Annotated in this window: 16 protein-coding genes; 4 read left to right on the top strand and 12 right to left on the bottom strand. The window is 42.9% G+C overall.

Annotation, left to right across the window (positions count from 1 at the left end; genetic code table 11):
• Positions 1-15 precede the first annotated feature (15 nt).
• Positions 16-987, bottom strand: coding sequence for a hypothetical protein (locus RM556_RS00285; protein WP_311359960.1), 972 nt, complete (start codon positions 985-987; stop codon positions 16-18).
• A gap of 316 nt (positions 988-1,303) precedes the next feature.
• Between RM556_RS00285 and RM556_RS00280 the strand changes: the two genes are divergently transcribed.
• Positions 1,304-1,909 carry a Yip1 family protein gene (locus tag RM556_RS00280; RefSeq protein ID WP_311359959.1) on the top strand — a complete coding sequence of 202 codons (606 nt, stop codon included), beginning with the start codon at positions 1,304-1,306 and terminating at the stop codon, positions 1,907-1,909.
• Positions 1,910-2,014: 105 nt separating this feature from the next.
• Here the strand turns inward: RM556_RS00280 and purF are convergent, their stop codons facing one another.
• The 11 genes from purF to RM556_RS00225 all read right to left on the bottom strand — a co-directional run bounded on the left by purF (position 2,015) and on the right by RM556_RS00225 (position 12,330).
• Positions 2,015-3,538, bottom strand: coding sequence for an amidophosphoribosyltransferase (gene purF / locus RM556_RS00275; RefSeq protein ID WP_311359958.1), 1,524 nt, complete (start codon positions 3,536-3,538; stop codon positions 2,015-2,017).
• A 12-nt stretch (positions 3,539-3,550) separates the two neighbouring features.
• On the bottom strand, positions 3,551-4,042 hold the full coding sequence (locus RM556_RS00270; protein ID WP_311359957.1) for a CvpA family protein: 492 nt from the start codon (positions 4,040-4,042) through the stop codon (positions 3,551-3,553).
• A gap of 197 nt (positions 4,043-4,239) precedes the next feature.
• Positions 4,240-5,013, bottom strand: a complete 774-nt coding sequence (locus tag RM556_RS00265) for an SPOR domain-containing protein (RefSeq protein WP_311359956.1) — start codon at positions 5,011-5,013, stop codon at positions 4,240-4,242.
• An 86-nt stretch (positions 5,014-5,099) separates the two neighbouring features.
• The gene (folC, locus tag RM556_RS00260; protein WP_311359955.1) at positions 5,100-6,413 is read right to left on the bottom strand and encodes a bifunctional tetrahydrofolate synthase/dihydrofolate synthase; all 1,314 of its coding nucleotides are present in this window, start codon (positions 6,411-6,413) and stop codon (positions 5,100-5,102) included.
• A gap of 20 nt (positions 6,414-6,433) precedes the next feature.
• Complete coding sequence (gene accD, locus RM556_RS00255; RefSeq protein WP_311359954.1) at positions 6,434-7,288, bottom strand: acetyl-CoA carboxylase, carboxyltransferase subunit beta; 855 nt, start codon at positions 7,286-7,288, stop codon at positions 6,434-6,436.
• 170 nt (positions 7,289-7,458) lie between these two features.
• Positions 7,459-8,238 (bottom strand): tRNA pseudouridine(38-40) synthase TruA, encoded by a 780-nt coding sequence (truA, locus tag RM556_RS00250; RefSeq protein ID WP_311359953.1) that lies wholly within the window; start codon positions 8,236-8,238, stop codon positions 7,459-7,461.
• A gap of 32 nt (positions 8,239-8,270) precedes the next feature.
• Positions 8,271-9,170, bottom strand: a complete 900-nt coding sequence (gene rluB / locus RM556_RS00245) for a 23S rRNA pseudouridine(2605) synthase RluB (protein ID WP_311359952.1) — start codon at positions 9,168-9,170, stop codon at positions 8,271-8,273.
• 47 nt (positions 9,171-9,217) lie between these two features.
• Complete coding sequence (scpB, locus tag RM556_RS00240) at positions 9,218-9,874, bottom strand: SMC-Scp complex subunit ScpB (RefSeq protein WP_311359951.1); 657 nt, start codon at positions 9,872-9,874, stop codon at positions 9,218-9,220.
• Positions 9,858-10,721, bottom strand: a complete 864-nt coding sequence (locus RM556_RS00235) for a ScpA family protein (RefSeq protein ID WP_311359950.1) — start codon at positions 10,719-10,721, stop codon at positions 9,858-9,860. The genes scpB and RM556_RS00235 overlap by 17 nt, the downstream gene beginning before the upstream one ends.
• 42 nt (positions 10,722-10,763) lie before the next feature.
• The gene (locus tag RM556_RS00230) at positions 10,764-11,384 is read right to left on the bottom strand and encodes an L-threonylcarbamoyladenylate synthase (RefSeq protein ID WP_311359949.1); all 621 of its coding nucleotides are present in this window, start codon (positions 11,382-11,384) and stop codon (positions 10,764-10,766) included.
• Between the two features lie 103 nt (positions 11,385-11,487).
• On the bottom strand, positions 11,488-12,330 hold the full coding sequence (locus RM556_RS00225) for a PHP domain-containing protein (RefSeq protein WP_311360705.1): 843 nt from the start codon (positions 12,328-12,330) through the stop codon (positions 11,488-11,490).
• 414 nt (positions 12,331-12,744) lie between these two features.
• Here RM556_RS00225 and RM556_RS00220 point away from each other — a divergent pair, with 414 nt between their 5' ends.
• From RM556_RS00220 to trpD, 3 genes are all read left to right on the top strand, one after another.
• A complete protein-coding gene (locus tag RM556_RS00220; protein WP_311359948.1) occupies positions 12,745-14,340 on the top strand; it encodes an anthranilate synthase component 1 in 1,596 nt (531 codons plus the stop codon).
• A complete protein-coding gene (locus tag RM556_RS00215) occupies positions 14,337-14,987 on the top strand; it encodes an aminodeoxychorismate/anthranilate synthase component II (RefSeq protein ID WP_311373567.1) in 651 nt (216 codons plus the stop codon). The genes RM556_RS00220 and RM556_RS00215 overlap by 4 nt, the downstream gene beginning before the upstream one ends.
• Positions 14,988-15,068: 81 nt before the next feature.
• A complete protein-coding gene (trpD, locus tag RM556_RS00210; RefSeq protein WP_311373566.1) occupies positions 15,069-16,100 on the top strand; it encodes an anthranilate phosphoribosyltransferase in 1,032 nt (343 codons plus the stop codon).
• Positions 16,101-16,118: the final 18 nt, after the last annotated feature.

Below are 16,118 nucleotides of genomic sequence, written 5' to 3'. Positions count from 1 at the left end.
TTTATCCTTGATGCGCTATTTGTTCTGGTTAATAAACTGCACTAATTCTTTAGTAAGCTCAAGTATTGGTATTGATGCTGGCTTATCAATCCCCTCTAGGTAACGTGTTGTTTCTTGCAATTTCGGCTTTCGTACTTCACTCGGAAACACCTGTTTTGGCAGCTCAATACATGCCACTGAATCACCGGTTACATCAAGTGACTTTACAAAGTTAAACTTGTCAGTGAATTCAAGCACGACCTTAGGTTCGAAAAACTTTGCAGCATGCATTTCAGTTAACGCCCTCACCTTGAATAACTTGTTAAAAGCACGGCTAGCGGAATCCCAGCGAGCTTGAAATCGTTTTGTATTTAAACTCAAATAATTAAAATCTGTAAACTGCACAAGCACACCGTATTTGTATTTTGTGGTTTTACTTTCAGTTGTTCGTGTTGTGCCATTACTATCGGTGCTAGTTGAAGTGCTAACATCAACATACTTAAATTCAAACAGAGTAAACGGGGTAGTATCGACACCACCTAAATACCGTTTAGTGATACTTTGCCCTTCATCCCCACATTTGAACAATGGAAAAAGCGCTTTTAACTGTCGCCAATATTCTTTGCCGTTATACTCGTAGTCTCTAACAATGCCTGCTTGAATTGCTACCGCCCTTACATACAAAAGATCGCCTGCTTTTTTAACGGTACTATATCTCATCCAAATGACAGCTATTGCGCCAATCGCACTCACACCGGCTGCGACTCTCAGCCACATGCGGTCCTCGTAAGTGAGATCCATTTGAGACCAGTATGACAATATGGCCATAAGTCCAGCAAAGGCGAGTGCCATTATGGCAAAAGTGTGATTGAACTGGTATTTCTGTTGTTTACTGAATGAGGTAATTGCTTCAGTTGCTTTGTCTATATCAGCTGGCGTTTTTGCCGTTATTGCTCTGGCTCTCAACTCAGCCAGGTGTTCCTTTAATGCTTTATTTCTCGATTTCACTCAGGTCTTGCCTTAGATATTTTTTACATACCAATACTATACTGCATTCTACTCATAGCTTGGGTGAATAAGTTTAAAAATCTAAATCACTGATTTGAATTTGACCAAATAGGAGGCTTACACCAAACTCTTGTTAAAGTTATGTTAATAATTTATATTACCTGTAACTTTTTCATAACACTTACAATTCCTGAAAAATAAAAACTAAGAATTGGGTGTCTAAAAAAGAATACTTGATGGCGCTATTATTCGGTGGGACTGCGCTGCCAAGGTCAAATGGAAATTTAATAACAACCTTGTTGTAGTAGGAGTCACAATGATATTGAATCATTTATGGGGAATTTATACTCATCCGAAAGAAGAATGGCAAACCATTGATAAACGCCATGAGTCTTATTTTTACGCGCTTAGTCACATTATGGTTATTGCACTGATACCAGCAGGCATGGCGTATTTCGCTTCTGCGCATTTAGGCTGGGATATTGGCGCAGGTCCAACCGCTGATACCATTAAATTAACGCAGTCTAGTGCCATGCAAATGGCAGTAGCTATGTACTTTGGCCTTGTTATTGGTGTAATCGCCCTTGCAGTGCTCATTCACGAGTTAGCCAAGTCGTTTGATGCTCATCCTAATTATACACAGTCATTAGAGCTTGCCGCTTACACTGCAACGCCCTTATTCATGACTGGATTCAGTGCGTTTTACCCTGAATTGTGGTTTATTATGTCGGTTGGCCTAGTTGGCTTATCGTATTCAGTTTACCTCTTATACTCTGGCGTACCAATTATGCTGCACATTCCAGAAGACAAAGGCTTTATCTATAGTAGTTCAGTGGTCACCTGCGGTTTAGTGCTGTTAGTTATTTTAATGGCATCGTCGGTCATACTATGGAGTGTTGGCATCGGTCCGCAATATATGTAGCAACAAAGTCTTTATCAAACACAAAAAAGCCCGCTAAATGCGGGCTTTTTTATGTCTGAGAAGAACCTTGCTTACTAGATAACATAATCACGCTAAGCTCTTGGACTAGGCGTTACGACCCATATTATGCATTTCTAAGTTACTTAACTCTTCTTGCACAACTGGCGCTGACTTCGCTTTTTCACTTCTCGCTTTGTCAATGCTCTCAAGGTACGCCTGGTCAACATCACCTGTAATGTAATTACCAGTAAATACAGAGGTTTCAAAGGCAGTTAAGTTATTATTCTCTTCTCTCACTGCTTCGACTAAGTCCTCAATATCTTGAAAAATCAGGCCATCAGCTTTAATACAGTCAGCAATCTGTTCTATTTCACGACCATAAGCGATCAACTCATTTGCTGATGGCATATCAATTCCGTATACATTCGGGAACCTAATCTCAGGCGCCGCAGATGCAAAGTAAACCTTGTTGGCACCAGACTCTCTAGCCATTTCTATAATTTGTTCTGATGTTGTACCTCGTACGATTGAATCATCTACTAGAAGTACATTTTTACCTTTGAACTCAGAGGAAATCGCATTTAATTTGCGACGTACTGACTTTCTGCGTTGTGTTTGACCCGGCATAATAAAGGTGCGACCGATATAGCGGTTTTTCACGAAGCCTTGGCGATACGGTTTTTCCAATGTATTTGCAATTTGTAATGCAACATCCATTGATGTCTCTGGGATAGGAATAACCACATCTATGTCTAAATCTGACCATTCACGAGCGATTTTCTCACCCAGTTTACGTCCCATATTAACGCGTGAAGCATAAACACTAATACCATCGATGAATGAATCCGGACGAGCAAAGTAGACAAATTCAAAGATACAAGGAGTGCAGCTCGGTTTAGACGCGCATTGCTTTGTGAATAACTCACCTGCTTCATTCACATAAACGGCTTCGCCTGGTGCAACATCTCTGACGAAATGGAAACCAACAGCGTCTAACGCGACGCTCTCAGACGCTACCATGTATTCGTCACCATGTTCTGTCTGGCGTTTACCCAGCACCAAAGGACGTATGCCGTGGGGGTCACGAAAGGCTACCATACCGTTGCCGATAATAGCCGCAACTACAGCGTAGGCTCCCCTAATTTTACTATGAACAGTTTCTACCGCAGCAAATATTTCTTCAGGATGTACTTCAAAACTGGCCGCGTTTTGCAAAGCATGTGCGAAGATATTCAATAACAGTTCTGAATCCGAAGTGGTATTAATGTGGCGACGAGAAATGCGAAAAACTTCGTCTTGTAATTCATGTGCATTGGTCAAGTTACCGTTATGAGCGAATGATATACCAAAAGGTGAATTAACATAAAAAGGCTGAGCTTCTGCCGAGCTTGATGAACCCGCGGTAGGATATCGACAATGCCCTATGCCAACATTTCCGGTTAAACGCTTCATGTGGCGAGTTCTAAACACATCACGAACTAAGCCGTTTTCTTTGCGTAAGTGGAACATCCCGTCATCGATGGTCATGATCCCGGCGGCGTCTTGTCCACGGTGCTGAAGCACAATTAATGCGTCATACAAATCTTGATTTACCGGACCTTTTGCTACTATCCCGACAATACCACACATACCAAAACCCTTTTATTCGGTTGGAGAGAGAAAACTTGAACTCTCTTTCACATATTCAAAAAACCATTCGATGATCACTGAAAACTCAGGAACCAAGATTGACTGCTTCCACCACTCGCTATCCGCCAATGGGGTAAAAGTATCCATGAAGAAAAGTAATGCGCTGACAATAAGCACACCTCTAATTGCACCAAATACGGCGCCAAGCGCTCTGTCTGTACCACTTAAACCAGTTGCTTTCACCAATTGTGAGAACACGTAGTTGACCAGAGCACCGACAATCAATGTCGATATAAATAAAATGGCTATTGCTACACCGTTACGAAACATCTCGTCAGAGATACCGGTAAGAAATTTTGCTAGTTGGGGATAAAGCTGACTAGAAACAATAAAGGCAGAAAACCAGACGACCAAGGAAACAGCTTCTTTCATAAAGCCGCGTATCACGCTGATGACAGCGGAAAAAGCAATAATACCTAGAACGGTAAAATCAAACCAATTCATGATGTCAGAACCGCTTCGCAAGTTTGGTGCGAGATAGTATTAAAATTTGTCATAAACCTTGGGGTTAACATGCAATGAGAAACATGCTTTTTCGGGCTTCTTAATTTGCCGCGCATTCTACCAGAAGGCAGGAAACTGTCCAATCTTTAAATCGACAAATTACGTCTAAACGCTATTTGGCTTACCCCATTTATGCCTTAGTTTGCATTCACATCAAATGGGGTTACTTTACCCGTTAAACCCGTTGTGGCTTTTAGGTGAGGTAGCGCCTTGTCGAGCTTGTCTCGTTCTATCTCTGGCCCAACAAACACTTTAGTCAAACGGCCTGCACTGGTTTGCACCTTTCGTGTAAAAACGCGATACCCGGCTTTTTCAAGTTTTCGAATAAGGTCATTTACATTTTTTAAGTTGCCAAAACTACCCAGTTGCACAACCCATCCTTGGTCTTTTAATTTTTCAGCTGAGGTGTCTTTCTGAAGAGTTTGAGTTGCTAATGAATTGTCTTGATTTGGCGTCGATGGTTTACCTTCATCAGCAGTCACGTTTTTGTTGTCAGTCTCAGCTGACGCCTGCCCTTTTTGCTCATTTGAAGCCTCATTCGCAGCCGCTTGCATATTCTTCGCTAAGGTTTTTGCCAACTCATTCGCTTGCTCGTCACTTTTTTCACTCGCATTATCAGCAGTCTGGGCATTAGCAGTATTGCCATCTGAGGTTTCATCCGCCTTTTCGAGTAAATCATCAGCAGCAACATCATCGACAATGACCACCTCTCTTCGAGTGGCATTTGCCACCTGCTCTGCAGGGAACGTTTCTGGTTCAGTGGCGGATAAATTAGAGGTCGAACGCGGAAAATCGACAAACGTTTCATTGTTCGTTTGTTTTTTTCCATCCAAATAATCTGGCAGAAAAATGACCGTTACGGCAACCAAAATAATGGTACCTACTAACCTATTCTGTAAGGCATTTGACACTACAGCGTCCTCTAATTTTGCAATTTATTAATGATGACAAAGGCGATCTGCGTTATTGTACAACTATTTCTCAAGCCTTTGATATATTATGCCTTAGCATGGCGCGCTAGAACAGCCGCAACTGTTAAAAAAGACCCCATAACCAATATCAAATCATCAACTTGAGCATTATCGAGCGCTTTCAAGTAGGCAGTTTCTACGTCTGGAAAAGACATTAGCCTCTCAACATCAAGCTGACCGGTAATATCGTTATCTTGCACCGCTTGACATAAACGCTCGGCTTTCTCTCCTCTGCTCGTCGGCAATGTCGCGCAATACCAATGCATGTCCATCTCGCCAAACGCCGACAAACTCACTTCAATATTTTTATCTTTCAGCATACCGACTACGATATGACAGGTACGAAATGAATAAGTTCGTAGTAAGGAGCTCAACTGCATTGCACTGTCTTCATTGTGCGCAACATCCAGTATGACAGGACATTCACCTTTGCATTCATCACGATGACGCAAGACATGATGACGCCCCATTACCGAAATAGAGTCGATAATTGACTGTAGTTCTTCACTGGGTAGCAAGAAGCTATGTTCATGCTTAAGTAAGGAAGCTAAAAGGTTTATCGCCGCTAGCGCGGTTGCAACGTTCTGCTTTGGAATGCTGGCACTTTCTACCGAAAACGATTGATTGTCCACTGTCACTTCTGCGCGTTCAGGAGAGTAAAAGAAGTCTTTTCCGACTAGTTTCAAAGGAGTGCCAATTTGTGCAGCATACTCTAACAGGGATTGTTGCGCCAAAGGCTCCCCCACAATAGCGGTTTTTCCAGAGCGGAAAATCCCGGCTTTTTCAAGAGCAATTTTTTCTTTGGTATCGCCTAGCCAATCTTGATGATCAAGCCCAATACTGGTAATCACAGCCACGTCAGAATCAATGACATTAGTGGCATCCAAGCGACCACCGAGGCCGACTTCTAGAATAACGACATCCACTTTTTGGAGGCTAAAGGCCTTGAGAGCGGCCAACGTCGCATATTCGAAATAGGTTAAAGGAAGTGTTTTTTCCGAGATTGATCTCGCTTGGTTAATTTGATGAAAAATAGAACACAAAGCGTCTTCATCAATATTTTTACCGTTTATCCGAATTCGTTCGCAATAACTTAGTAGGTGCGGTGAACTGTAAACCCCAACACTGAAACCCGCAGCTAAGCAGATTTTTTCGATTAAAGCGCAAGTCGTACCCTTGCCATTTGTACCGCCCACGGTCAGTACTTTTTGCTGCCTAAAATCCACCTGCAGACGCTCTACCATCTCTGCAGTACGAGACAAGCCCATATCAATTTCCTTGGTATGGGCTTGTTCTATATAGGCTAACCAGTCGTTTAGACTTGTCTGTTCATTCAACATGAAACCCTACGAATAGTTGGTTATACGGCTTCTTGAGGTCGGTGCAACTTCGATAGTACGGAGTACAACTTATCTCGCATTTGGCGACGATCAACAATCATATCAATTGCCCCTTTTTCAACTAAAAATTCGCTACGTTGAAAACCAGGAGGTAGCGTTTCACGGACAGTTTGTTCGATAACTCTTGGGCCAGCGAAACCGATCAAAGCTTTTGGTTCAGCCACATTGATATCACCTAACATGGCAAGACTTGCTGATACACCGCCCATAGTAGGGTCAGTAAGTACAGAAATATAAGGCAGACCTTTTTTACTCATTTTTGCCAAAGCAGCACTCGTTTTAGCCATTTGCATTAACGACAATAAGGCTTCTTGCATACGAGCTCCACCACTGGTCGAAAAGCAAATAAGTGGCGTGTTGTTTTGCAAACAAGAGTTAACCGCAGCAACAAACTTCGCACCCACTACGGATGCCATTGAACCGCCCATAAAGGCAAATTCAAAACAAGCAACTACGACAGGCATTCCGTTTAGCTTACCCTTCATCACTACCAGCGCATCTTTTTCGTTAGTACTTTTTTGTGCTGCTGTAATGCGGTCTTTATACTTTTTACTATCTTTGAATTTCAATACATCTTGCGGCTCTAAATCTGCGGCTATTTCTTCTCTATCCGCCGCATCTAAAAAGGCATTGATTCGCGCTCTTGAAGTGATGCGCATGTGATGATCACATTTAGGACACACTTCCTGAAGCTTTTCTAATTCGGTCTTATAGAGAACTGCGTTACAAGAACCACACTTCGTCCAAATACCTTCTGGCACATTACTTTTAGTTGAAGACTGCGTGCGGGGAAGTATTTTCTCAATCCAACTCATGAAACATTCCTATGTTTATTCTGTTAGGCTTTTTCGCCAGTTCGTTCAGTATAGTCAATTTATACAGACTACGCTGCTAACTTTGGGATGCATTAAATCACAGATCCCTTGGATGACGAAAGTAAAACTGGTCTAAGAAGTTAGCTTTGCGTTAGTAATACTGTGCAATTTTATAAAAATATAGGCCCAAAAGGGCTTTTTGGAATAGCAAATTGTGCGGGGTAACACACGTCTACTAGGTACAAACCATTTGGCCTAGCTGTTACGCCGGCAAGGGTTCTATCCTTGGCTTCTAACGTAGCCTTCATCCACGCTACCGGCTCTTCACCCGTACCTACTTTTATTAACGAACCGACAATATTGCGGACCATATGATGTAAGAAAGCATTGGCAGCAACTTCCACAACAATGTAATCGTCTTTTCGCGTCACACTTATTTCGCTCATATTTCGGTTGGCTGTATTTGCTTGGCAGCTAACGGCACGAAAAGAAGTGAAATCATGCTCTCCCACCAGACACTGCGCAGCTTCATGCATGCGCTCATGATCCAGCGGATAATAAACATGGGTAATGCCACCATGCAGAATAGCAGGCCGCAAAGGATGATTATAGATAATGTACCGATAACGCCTGGAGGTCGCTGAGAAACGCGCGTGAAACTCTTCACTTGTGTCCACCGCCCACTTCACACCAATATTGTGCGGCAAATGAGTATTTACGCCTCTCGTCCATGCCTTTGTTGGCCTTTTTGCATTGGTATCAAAGTGCACCACTTGATAAGTTGCATGCACTCCCGCGTCGGTCCGACCAGCACATACTACAGCAATGGGTTCTAGGGCAATTTTCGCTAAGGCTTTTTCAAGCTCTTCTTGTACACTAATATCAGCTTGTTGACGTTGCCAGCCATGGTAGGCGCTTCCGTCATATTCAATGCCTAACGCTATTCGCATCTTGTATTAATTAACCTATATTCTTATTTTTACTATCGTTTGGGGCGAGTACTCGCCACATTACGTCGACTTTGACCGGCTTTATTAAGCTTGTGCTTTTTAACAGAGCGACGCATGCGACTGATACGAGCATGATCAAGTTTGTCATCATCTGTTTTGAGGTTTGTTTCGGTTTCTTTCGGCAGCTGCACCATTTTACGAAGCTGATTAACTTTTTCTAAATCGAGCTCTATCCAAGCCCCTTGAGGCAAACGCTTTTGTAATTCAAGGTTACCGTAGCGCACTCGGATTAGGCGACTAACCTGCACACCTTGTGATTCCCATAAACGTCTGACTTCTCGGTTTCGACCTTCAGATAAGGTCACGTTAAACCATTGATTCAAACTTTCATCATCTGTTGGGCGCACATGAATATGTGTAAATTTAGCAACACCATCTTCAAGTTCAACACCCTTTTGCAATGTGCGTAACATAGCTGGCGCGACCTCACCGAATACGCGAACAGCATATTCGCGCTCAATTTCGTGTCTGGGGTGCATCAAACGATTTGCTAATTCACCATCGTTGGTAAATAGAAGTAAGCCACTCGTATTGATGTCAAGTCGGCCTACCGCAATCCATCTATCGGATTGAATATTGGGAAGACGATCGAAGACGGTTGCTCTGCCTTCGGGATCATTGCGAGAACACAATTCGCCCTCTGGTTTATTGTACATAAGCACACGGCAAGGGGACTTTTCTTTGCTGCGCGAGAGCAGATGCCCGTCTACACGCAATTGGTCATCACCGCCAACACGGTCTCCCAACTTCGCAACAGTACCATTGACGGAAATCCTTCCCTCTTCTATCCAGCGTTCCATTTCACGTCGAGAGCCCACGCCATTGTTGGCAAGGACTTTTTGTAGCTTTTCTGTTTCTTGACTATCAGTCATTTTCTATTCACTTTATTGGTTACTGCTTGATCTAGCGCATTCATGCACTAGTGTAGTTGTTCGTTGTTTGGCGCATCGTTCGCCTGTTCTGCTGTCGTATTGATGCCCGTGCTATCGTCACTTAGCGCGTTCGGGGCATCTGTGTCAGCCGCATCCATTGCCATCTGCAAGTTTTCTTCAAACATTTGGGCAGAAGGCAAATCTGCTAGACTAGATAATGAAAAGTAGTCCAAAAATGTTTTAGTTGTTGCCAGTAAAGCCGGCCTGCCTGGCACTTCCTTATGACCGATTACCTTAACCCAGTTTCGCTCAGTTAAGGACTTGACGATGTTACTACTGACAGAAACACCGCGAATTTCTTCTATTTCACCACGTGTAATTGGCTGGCGATAAGCAATTAGCGCCAGGGTTTCTAACATTGCTCGACTATATCGAGGGGCGTTTTCTTGCCATAACTTTGACAACAATACGCCTAAACTTTCATCTGATTGAAAGCGATAGCCGGAGGCAACCTGCACTAAGCGAATACCCCGAGATGCGTAATCAAGCTCTAACTCTTTTAGTGCTTTCTTTAACTGCTGAGTACTCACACTAAAATCACTTAAAAACGTGGACTTCATCATATCGATACTCAAGGGAGCATCAGCAACGAATATACCAGCTTCAACCAACTGCTTTAATTGAACATCATTGATCTTCTGCATACTCAATTTCACCTAATTTCACATGAATACTGGTAAAAGCACCTTCTTGAGAGCAGATAATCAAGCCACTTTTGACTAATTCCAAGATCGCGATAAAGGTCACTACCACACCGCCTTTACCTTGTTTAGAGTCAAGTAAGCTCGACATCTCAGTGTATTTATCATTACTTAGCAATTGTAACAGATGCGACATGCGCTCACGAGTTGATAATACTTCTTTTTCAATTTGATGGTGTTCGAATGCCTCAGCACGTTGCATAGCACCTTGAAACGCGAATGCAATCTCTTGCAAAGTTACTTTCGGCAAGTGTTTGATTGGTTGAACATTTTCACTAGTTTGAGCCTTTGCGATAAAGTTATCTCGGTCAATTCTAGGCGCGGCATCAAGTTCTTCTGCGGCTTTCTTAATTTGCTCATACTCTTTCAATCGCCGGATTAACTCAGCACGAGGATCTTCTTCATCTTCTGTCGCATCTTCTCGCTTAGGCAGTAATAATCTCGATTTAATTTCTGCCAACATTGCCGCCATGAGTAAATACTCTCCCGCTAGCTCTAGCTTCAAATCAGTCATCACTTCCACATATTTCATATACTGCTGGGTGATTTGCAACACGGGAAGTTCAACGATATCGAATTTTTGTCGACGAATGAGATACAAGAGAAGATCGAGTGGTCCTTCAAAACTGTCTAAGATAACTTCTAAGGCGTCAGGCGGAATATATAAATCTTCGGGCTTATCAATCATTGCCTCGCCGTTTACAAACGCCAAAGCTAAAGGTTGTTGCTCCTTTATCTGCGCTATTGGCCTCGGCTCATTGTCATGCAGTGACTTGTCATCTTCGCTCATACTCTATGTCAATCTTCGCTATTCATGCGTGGTTTAAAGCATTTATTCAAATGGACTTGGGTCGCCACTACCAACCCTGATCACGTCCGTATCGCCTTCAGACATATCGATAACTGTGGTGGGCTCTTCACCTAAATATCCGCCGTGAATGATTAAACCTACCAACTTTTCAAGTTTATCCCGAATTTCCTCTGGGTCGGTTTCGGCCATGGTTTCATTGGGTAAAATCAAGGTAGTCGACATCAGTGGTTCACCTAACTCTTCAAGCAAGGCAAGCGCGATAGGGTTGTCGGGTACACGAATACCAATCGTTTTCCGTTTCGGGTTTTGTAAGCGTTTCGGCACTTCTTTTGTGGCCTTTAAGATAAAAGTGTAAGGGCCAGGAGTATTGTTTTTAATTTGCCTAAATGCGGCATTATCAACGCGAGAGTAAACGGAAAGCTCTGACATATCTCTGCACATCAAGGTAAAGTTGTGGTCTTTGCCGATGTCACGAATGCGACAAATTTGCTCGAGTGCTTTTTTGTTTTCCATCTGGCAACCTATGGCATAGCCAGAATCAGTTGGATATACGATAACCTCGCCCGAATTAATGATCTCACAAGCCTGCTTGATTAATCGAGCCTGAGGGTTATCGGGATGAATATAGAAAAATTGACTCATGCTAAACTCTCCGTAGCAATCTGCATAGAAATCTTCGTAGCAACGCTACCGTGTAATATTTTGCCACTATTGAGCGTAAACCGAAGTTACTAATGTGGCTTGCTTAAGCACTGATCATACTCCAATCGTGCCAAACCGGCACTATACTATCTGGAATTTCTAATCGACGGCCCAGTTCAGTGAATCGTGATGGAAAATGGAAGTCTGAACCAGCAGAAGCAAGTAAGTTGTTATCTTTTAGTATTTCTTGAAGTAAACGCTTTTTATCTGCAGCCATGTTTGGATGCGTAATTTCCATTGCGTCACCACCATGCTGACTAAACTCATTAACTAGGCGACGAAGCCATTTGCTCGTCATATCGTAATGAGAAGGATGCGCTAAAACAGCGCTACCACCAGCATCATGGATCCATTGAATCGCCTCTTTTACGCTTATCCATTTGGGTGTAACGTGAGCTCGTTTGTTTTTACCTAAAAACTTTGTAAAAGCTTGCTGCGCGTGTGTCACAACGCCTCTTTGCACTAAAGCTTTGGCGATATGATTGCGCGATATTTGAGCGCCATCGGCATAAGCTAAAGCCAGATCGTAGATCCCCTCATGACCACACTTGTGGAGTTTTTCACAGATGCGCACTGCGCGTCGGTCACGTTCTTCAAGCTGCTGACTCAGACGTTCCAAGAAAATAGGATCATGATTGTCCACATTTAAACCCACTATGTGAATATCAAAACCATGCCACGAAGTCGATAATTCAACACCAGAGATTATCTGCATTCGCATATTTTCAGCTTGCACATAGTCTTTTGCTGTTTGTATTCCCGCCACAGTATCGTGATCAGTGATGGCTAACACATCAACTTGCATTTGTTGCGCTCGTTGAACCAATTGAATTGGTGATAAAGCCCCGTCAGAGCAATTTGTGTGACTATGTAAATCTATTTTCAACACTTTTTCTTCTTAATTATAACAACTAAAACAAGTAAGATACTTGACACAGAGAGCGATTTGTTTTCTTCTATGCAGTATATACAAAAACACGCAGTGAAGATATGGATGCGCATTCATTACGATGCAAACCCGCAACAGTAGCAAGTGTTTATCAGTTTGGTGTTTTAGTCCCAGGCAAAAAAGAAATAGTGAGAAAACATAAAATGAATACAGTGATTTTGAACATAACAACAAACCCTGCAAGCACTCTTGCACGCGTTTGGTGGTGGCACACGCTCAACTAAGGGCTGTGTGTACGTTCGTATCACAAAAATAAGGCCCGTTTAGCGGGCTTTTTTTTTGATTGTTTTTCGCCCATAAAAAATAAAAACAAATTACATCAGAGCAGTCAAAACGGAAAACGAGAAGATCATGAGTTTAGCAGAATTAGGCCTAGAGGCCGGCCAAGTCGAGAGTATCATCGTTGATGGCCCCTACATCAAAGATCCATTATTGGCCTACCAAGCATTAGGCAAAGAAAACAGTCTGTTATTAGAGTCGGCAGAAATAGACAGCAAAGCCAATCTGAAGAGTTTGTTGCTGGTAGATGCAGCTATTCGCATCGAGTGTAATGACCAAAGTGTGACAATTACAGCTTTAACAGCAAACGGTATTTCAGTGTTTCCAGTCTTAAAAGCAGCATTGGCTGACTATCATTCACACCAAGAGGTGGCTGAAGACTCGATGCGTTTTGAGTTTCCTGCAATATCCAGCAACATAGATGAAGACTCTAGGCTCAAACAAGCCAGTGTTTTTGATGTATTAAGAGTGTTAAAAAACGAAGTGAGCACGCTTCGAGACCATCCAAATGCTTTATTCCTCGGTGGTGTATTCTCTTATGACTTGCTTGGTACATTTGAAAAGTTACCCGAAGCAACATTCGCCGACAATAACTGTCCTGAGTATGTTTTTTATCTAGCAGAAACCTTACTTTTAGTAGATCACCAAAACCAAAAAACCGAATTAATTGGTTCGGTTTTTAGCGGCCCAATGGTTGCGCAACACTATTTCAGTATTAATCAGCGTTTAGAACAAATTAAACATCATTTAAGTGACTTGCCAAATAAGATCGAAGACGCTCAAATTGTCAAAAACATAACTCTACAAGTCGATAAGTCAGACCAAGAATACTGTGAAGACGTGAAAAATTTGAAAGAGCATATTCTGGATGGTGATATTTTTCAGGTTGTGCCGTCACGCTCATTCTCTTTACCCTGTCCGTCTCCACTGGCCTCATATCAACAGTTGAAGAAGCAGAATCCATCACCTTACATGTTCTATCTACATGATCAAGATTTCACTATGTTTGGGGCATCTCCCGAGTCTGCCTTAAAATACGACCAACAAAGTAATGTTGTTGAAGTGTATCCGATTGCTGGCACAAGACCACGTGGCAAAAACCAGGATGGCACAATAAACTTCGATATGGATAGTCGCCTTGAGTTGAACTTGCGTCAAGATGAGAAAGAGAAATCAGAACACATTATGCTTGTTGACTTGGCTAGAAATGACGTGGCAAAAGTTAGCAAGCCCGGCACTCGGCACGTAAAAGACTTACTTAAAGTAGACCGATACTCACATGTTATGCACTTGGTGTCTCGCGTGGTTGGTGAATTAAAAGAGGATTTAGATGCTCTTCACGCTTACCAAGCCTGCATGAATATGGGGACGCTAGTCGGTGCACCTAAAGTCAGTGCTGCGTCGTTGATTCGAGAAGTGGAAAAACAGAAACGGGGTAGCTATGGCGGCGCTGTTGGTTATCTCAATGGCAATGGTGATATGGACACATGTATCGTTATCCGAAGTGCATTTGTTCGTTTAAAAACGGCTTATATTCAAGCCGGTGCGGGTGTTGTGAATGACTCCATACCGCAATCAGAAGCCGATGAAACAAGAGCAAAGGCACAGGCTGTCATTTCAGCGATTATCGCCGCTCATAAACCTGTTAAACAAGGAGAAGACAAATGAGCGCCATTAATCTTGTCTTAATAGATAACGTCGATTCGTTTACTTATAATCTAGTGGATGAAATTCGTAGCCTTGGCGTAGAGATGACGATTTACCGCAACACAGTAGACACTCAAACTGTTCTCGATAAATTAGCCGAATATAAGAAGCAAGGCCCAAGTTTATTGATGTTATCTCCGGGCCCCGGCGCGCCGAGTGACGCAGGTTGTATGCCGGAACTTCTAAAAAAAGTGAAAGGAATATATCCGGTAATAGGGATTTGTTTAGGTCACCAAGCGATAGTTGAAGCATATGGTGGGACGGTTGCACGAGCGCCTTATGTCATGCATGGAAAAAGCTCTCAAATGCAGTTTCTTGAAGATCAGGACACGCTATCAATATTTGCTGGTTTATCCAACCCTTTATCGATTGCTCGTTACCATTCACTCGTGGCAACCTCTATGCCTGACGACTTAAAGACAATTGCCAGTATAGATGGCTTGGTGATGGCTGCCTTGCATCCAAAACATAAAATGCTAGGTTTTCAATTCCACCCAGAATCTATTCTAACTTGTGATGGCAGTCAGTTATTGATGCAGAGTATTCGTTATTTAGTCGAAGAACCCATCTCTGCAAATGAGAAAAAAGTAACGAAGGCATCAACATGATCATGCTTTCTAATACAATAAACAGTGATATAAGAGCTACCCAAACAAGGCTCAGCAATAACAACACAAGGACGAGCGATTATGACTAACGCACGAACTCATGTTCAAACCAGTTTAGAGAAGCTTTACCTCGGTCATTCTCTCAGCTTTGAAGAAGCACAAGCGGTGTTCAACCAAGTAATGCGTGGTGAAGTAAGCGAAATCGAGTTGTCAGCGCTGCTAGTTGCCTTAAAAATTAAACGTGAGAGCACGGATGAAATAGCCGGTGCAGCCTCAGCGATGGTGCAAAATGCGGTTCCCTTCCCTCGTCCAGATTACGCTTTTAGCGACATAGTGGGCACAGGGGGAGACGGCCATAATACTATTAATGTTTCTAGCGCAGCAGCGGTCGTAGCCGCAAGTTGCGGTGTGAAGGTGGCTAAGCATGGTAACCGAAGCGTATCGAGTAAATCAGGCTCTTCCGACCTATTCGCTGCTTTTGGTTTACAGCTCGATATGTCACCTGACACCGCAAGACACTGTTTAGACGAAGCAAATTTGTGCTTTTTAGCCGCACCTGCGTATCACTCTGGTGTTAAACATGCGATGCCGGTGAGATTAGCATTAAAAACACGCACACTGTTCAATATATTGGGCCCTTTAGCTAATCCAGCCAAGCCAAGCCACAGCGTATTAGGTGTGTATACACCGACGCTGCTAGATGACTATGCTCAAACCCTAGTAAAGCTTGGGCACAAAAGAGCTTATGTCATTCATGGTAGTGGTTTAGATGAGTTAGCTCTGCATGGGCCAAGCCAAGTTGTCAGCATAGCCGGGAGTGAAATAAGCAAGCAAGAAGTCTCTCCTGCTGATTTTGGTTTGAAAGAGTATCCACTGAGTGCCATTGAAGGCGGCGAACCAGCTCAAAATAAAGCACTTATTGCTGATGTATTTAACGGAGAAGGTAAGCCAGCGCATACCGCCGCGATTGCAATGAATGCCGCTGCATTGATTCAGTTAAATGGTCTCACTGAATCGTTTAAAGAAGCGTGTGATTTAGCAATGGCAGCTATCGAACAAGCTAAACCGATGAAGACAATGACAACGGCAGCAAGATTGAGCCAAGGCAAATAAAATGAACAATTTTCAGGT

Origin of the sequence: Alteromonas sp. W364 (assembly GCF_031846205.1) — a bacterium.
Classification (GTDB): domain Bacteria; phylum Pseudomonadota; class Gammaproteobacteria; order Enterobacterales; family Alteromonadaceae; genus Glaciecola; species Glaciecola blandensis.
Note: the sequence above shows the minus strand (reverse complement) of the source record. Positions and strands in the feature narration are given on the sequence as shown.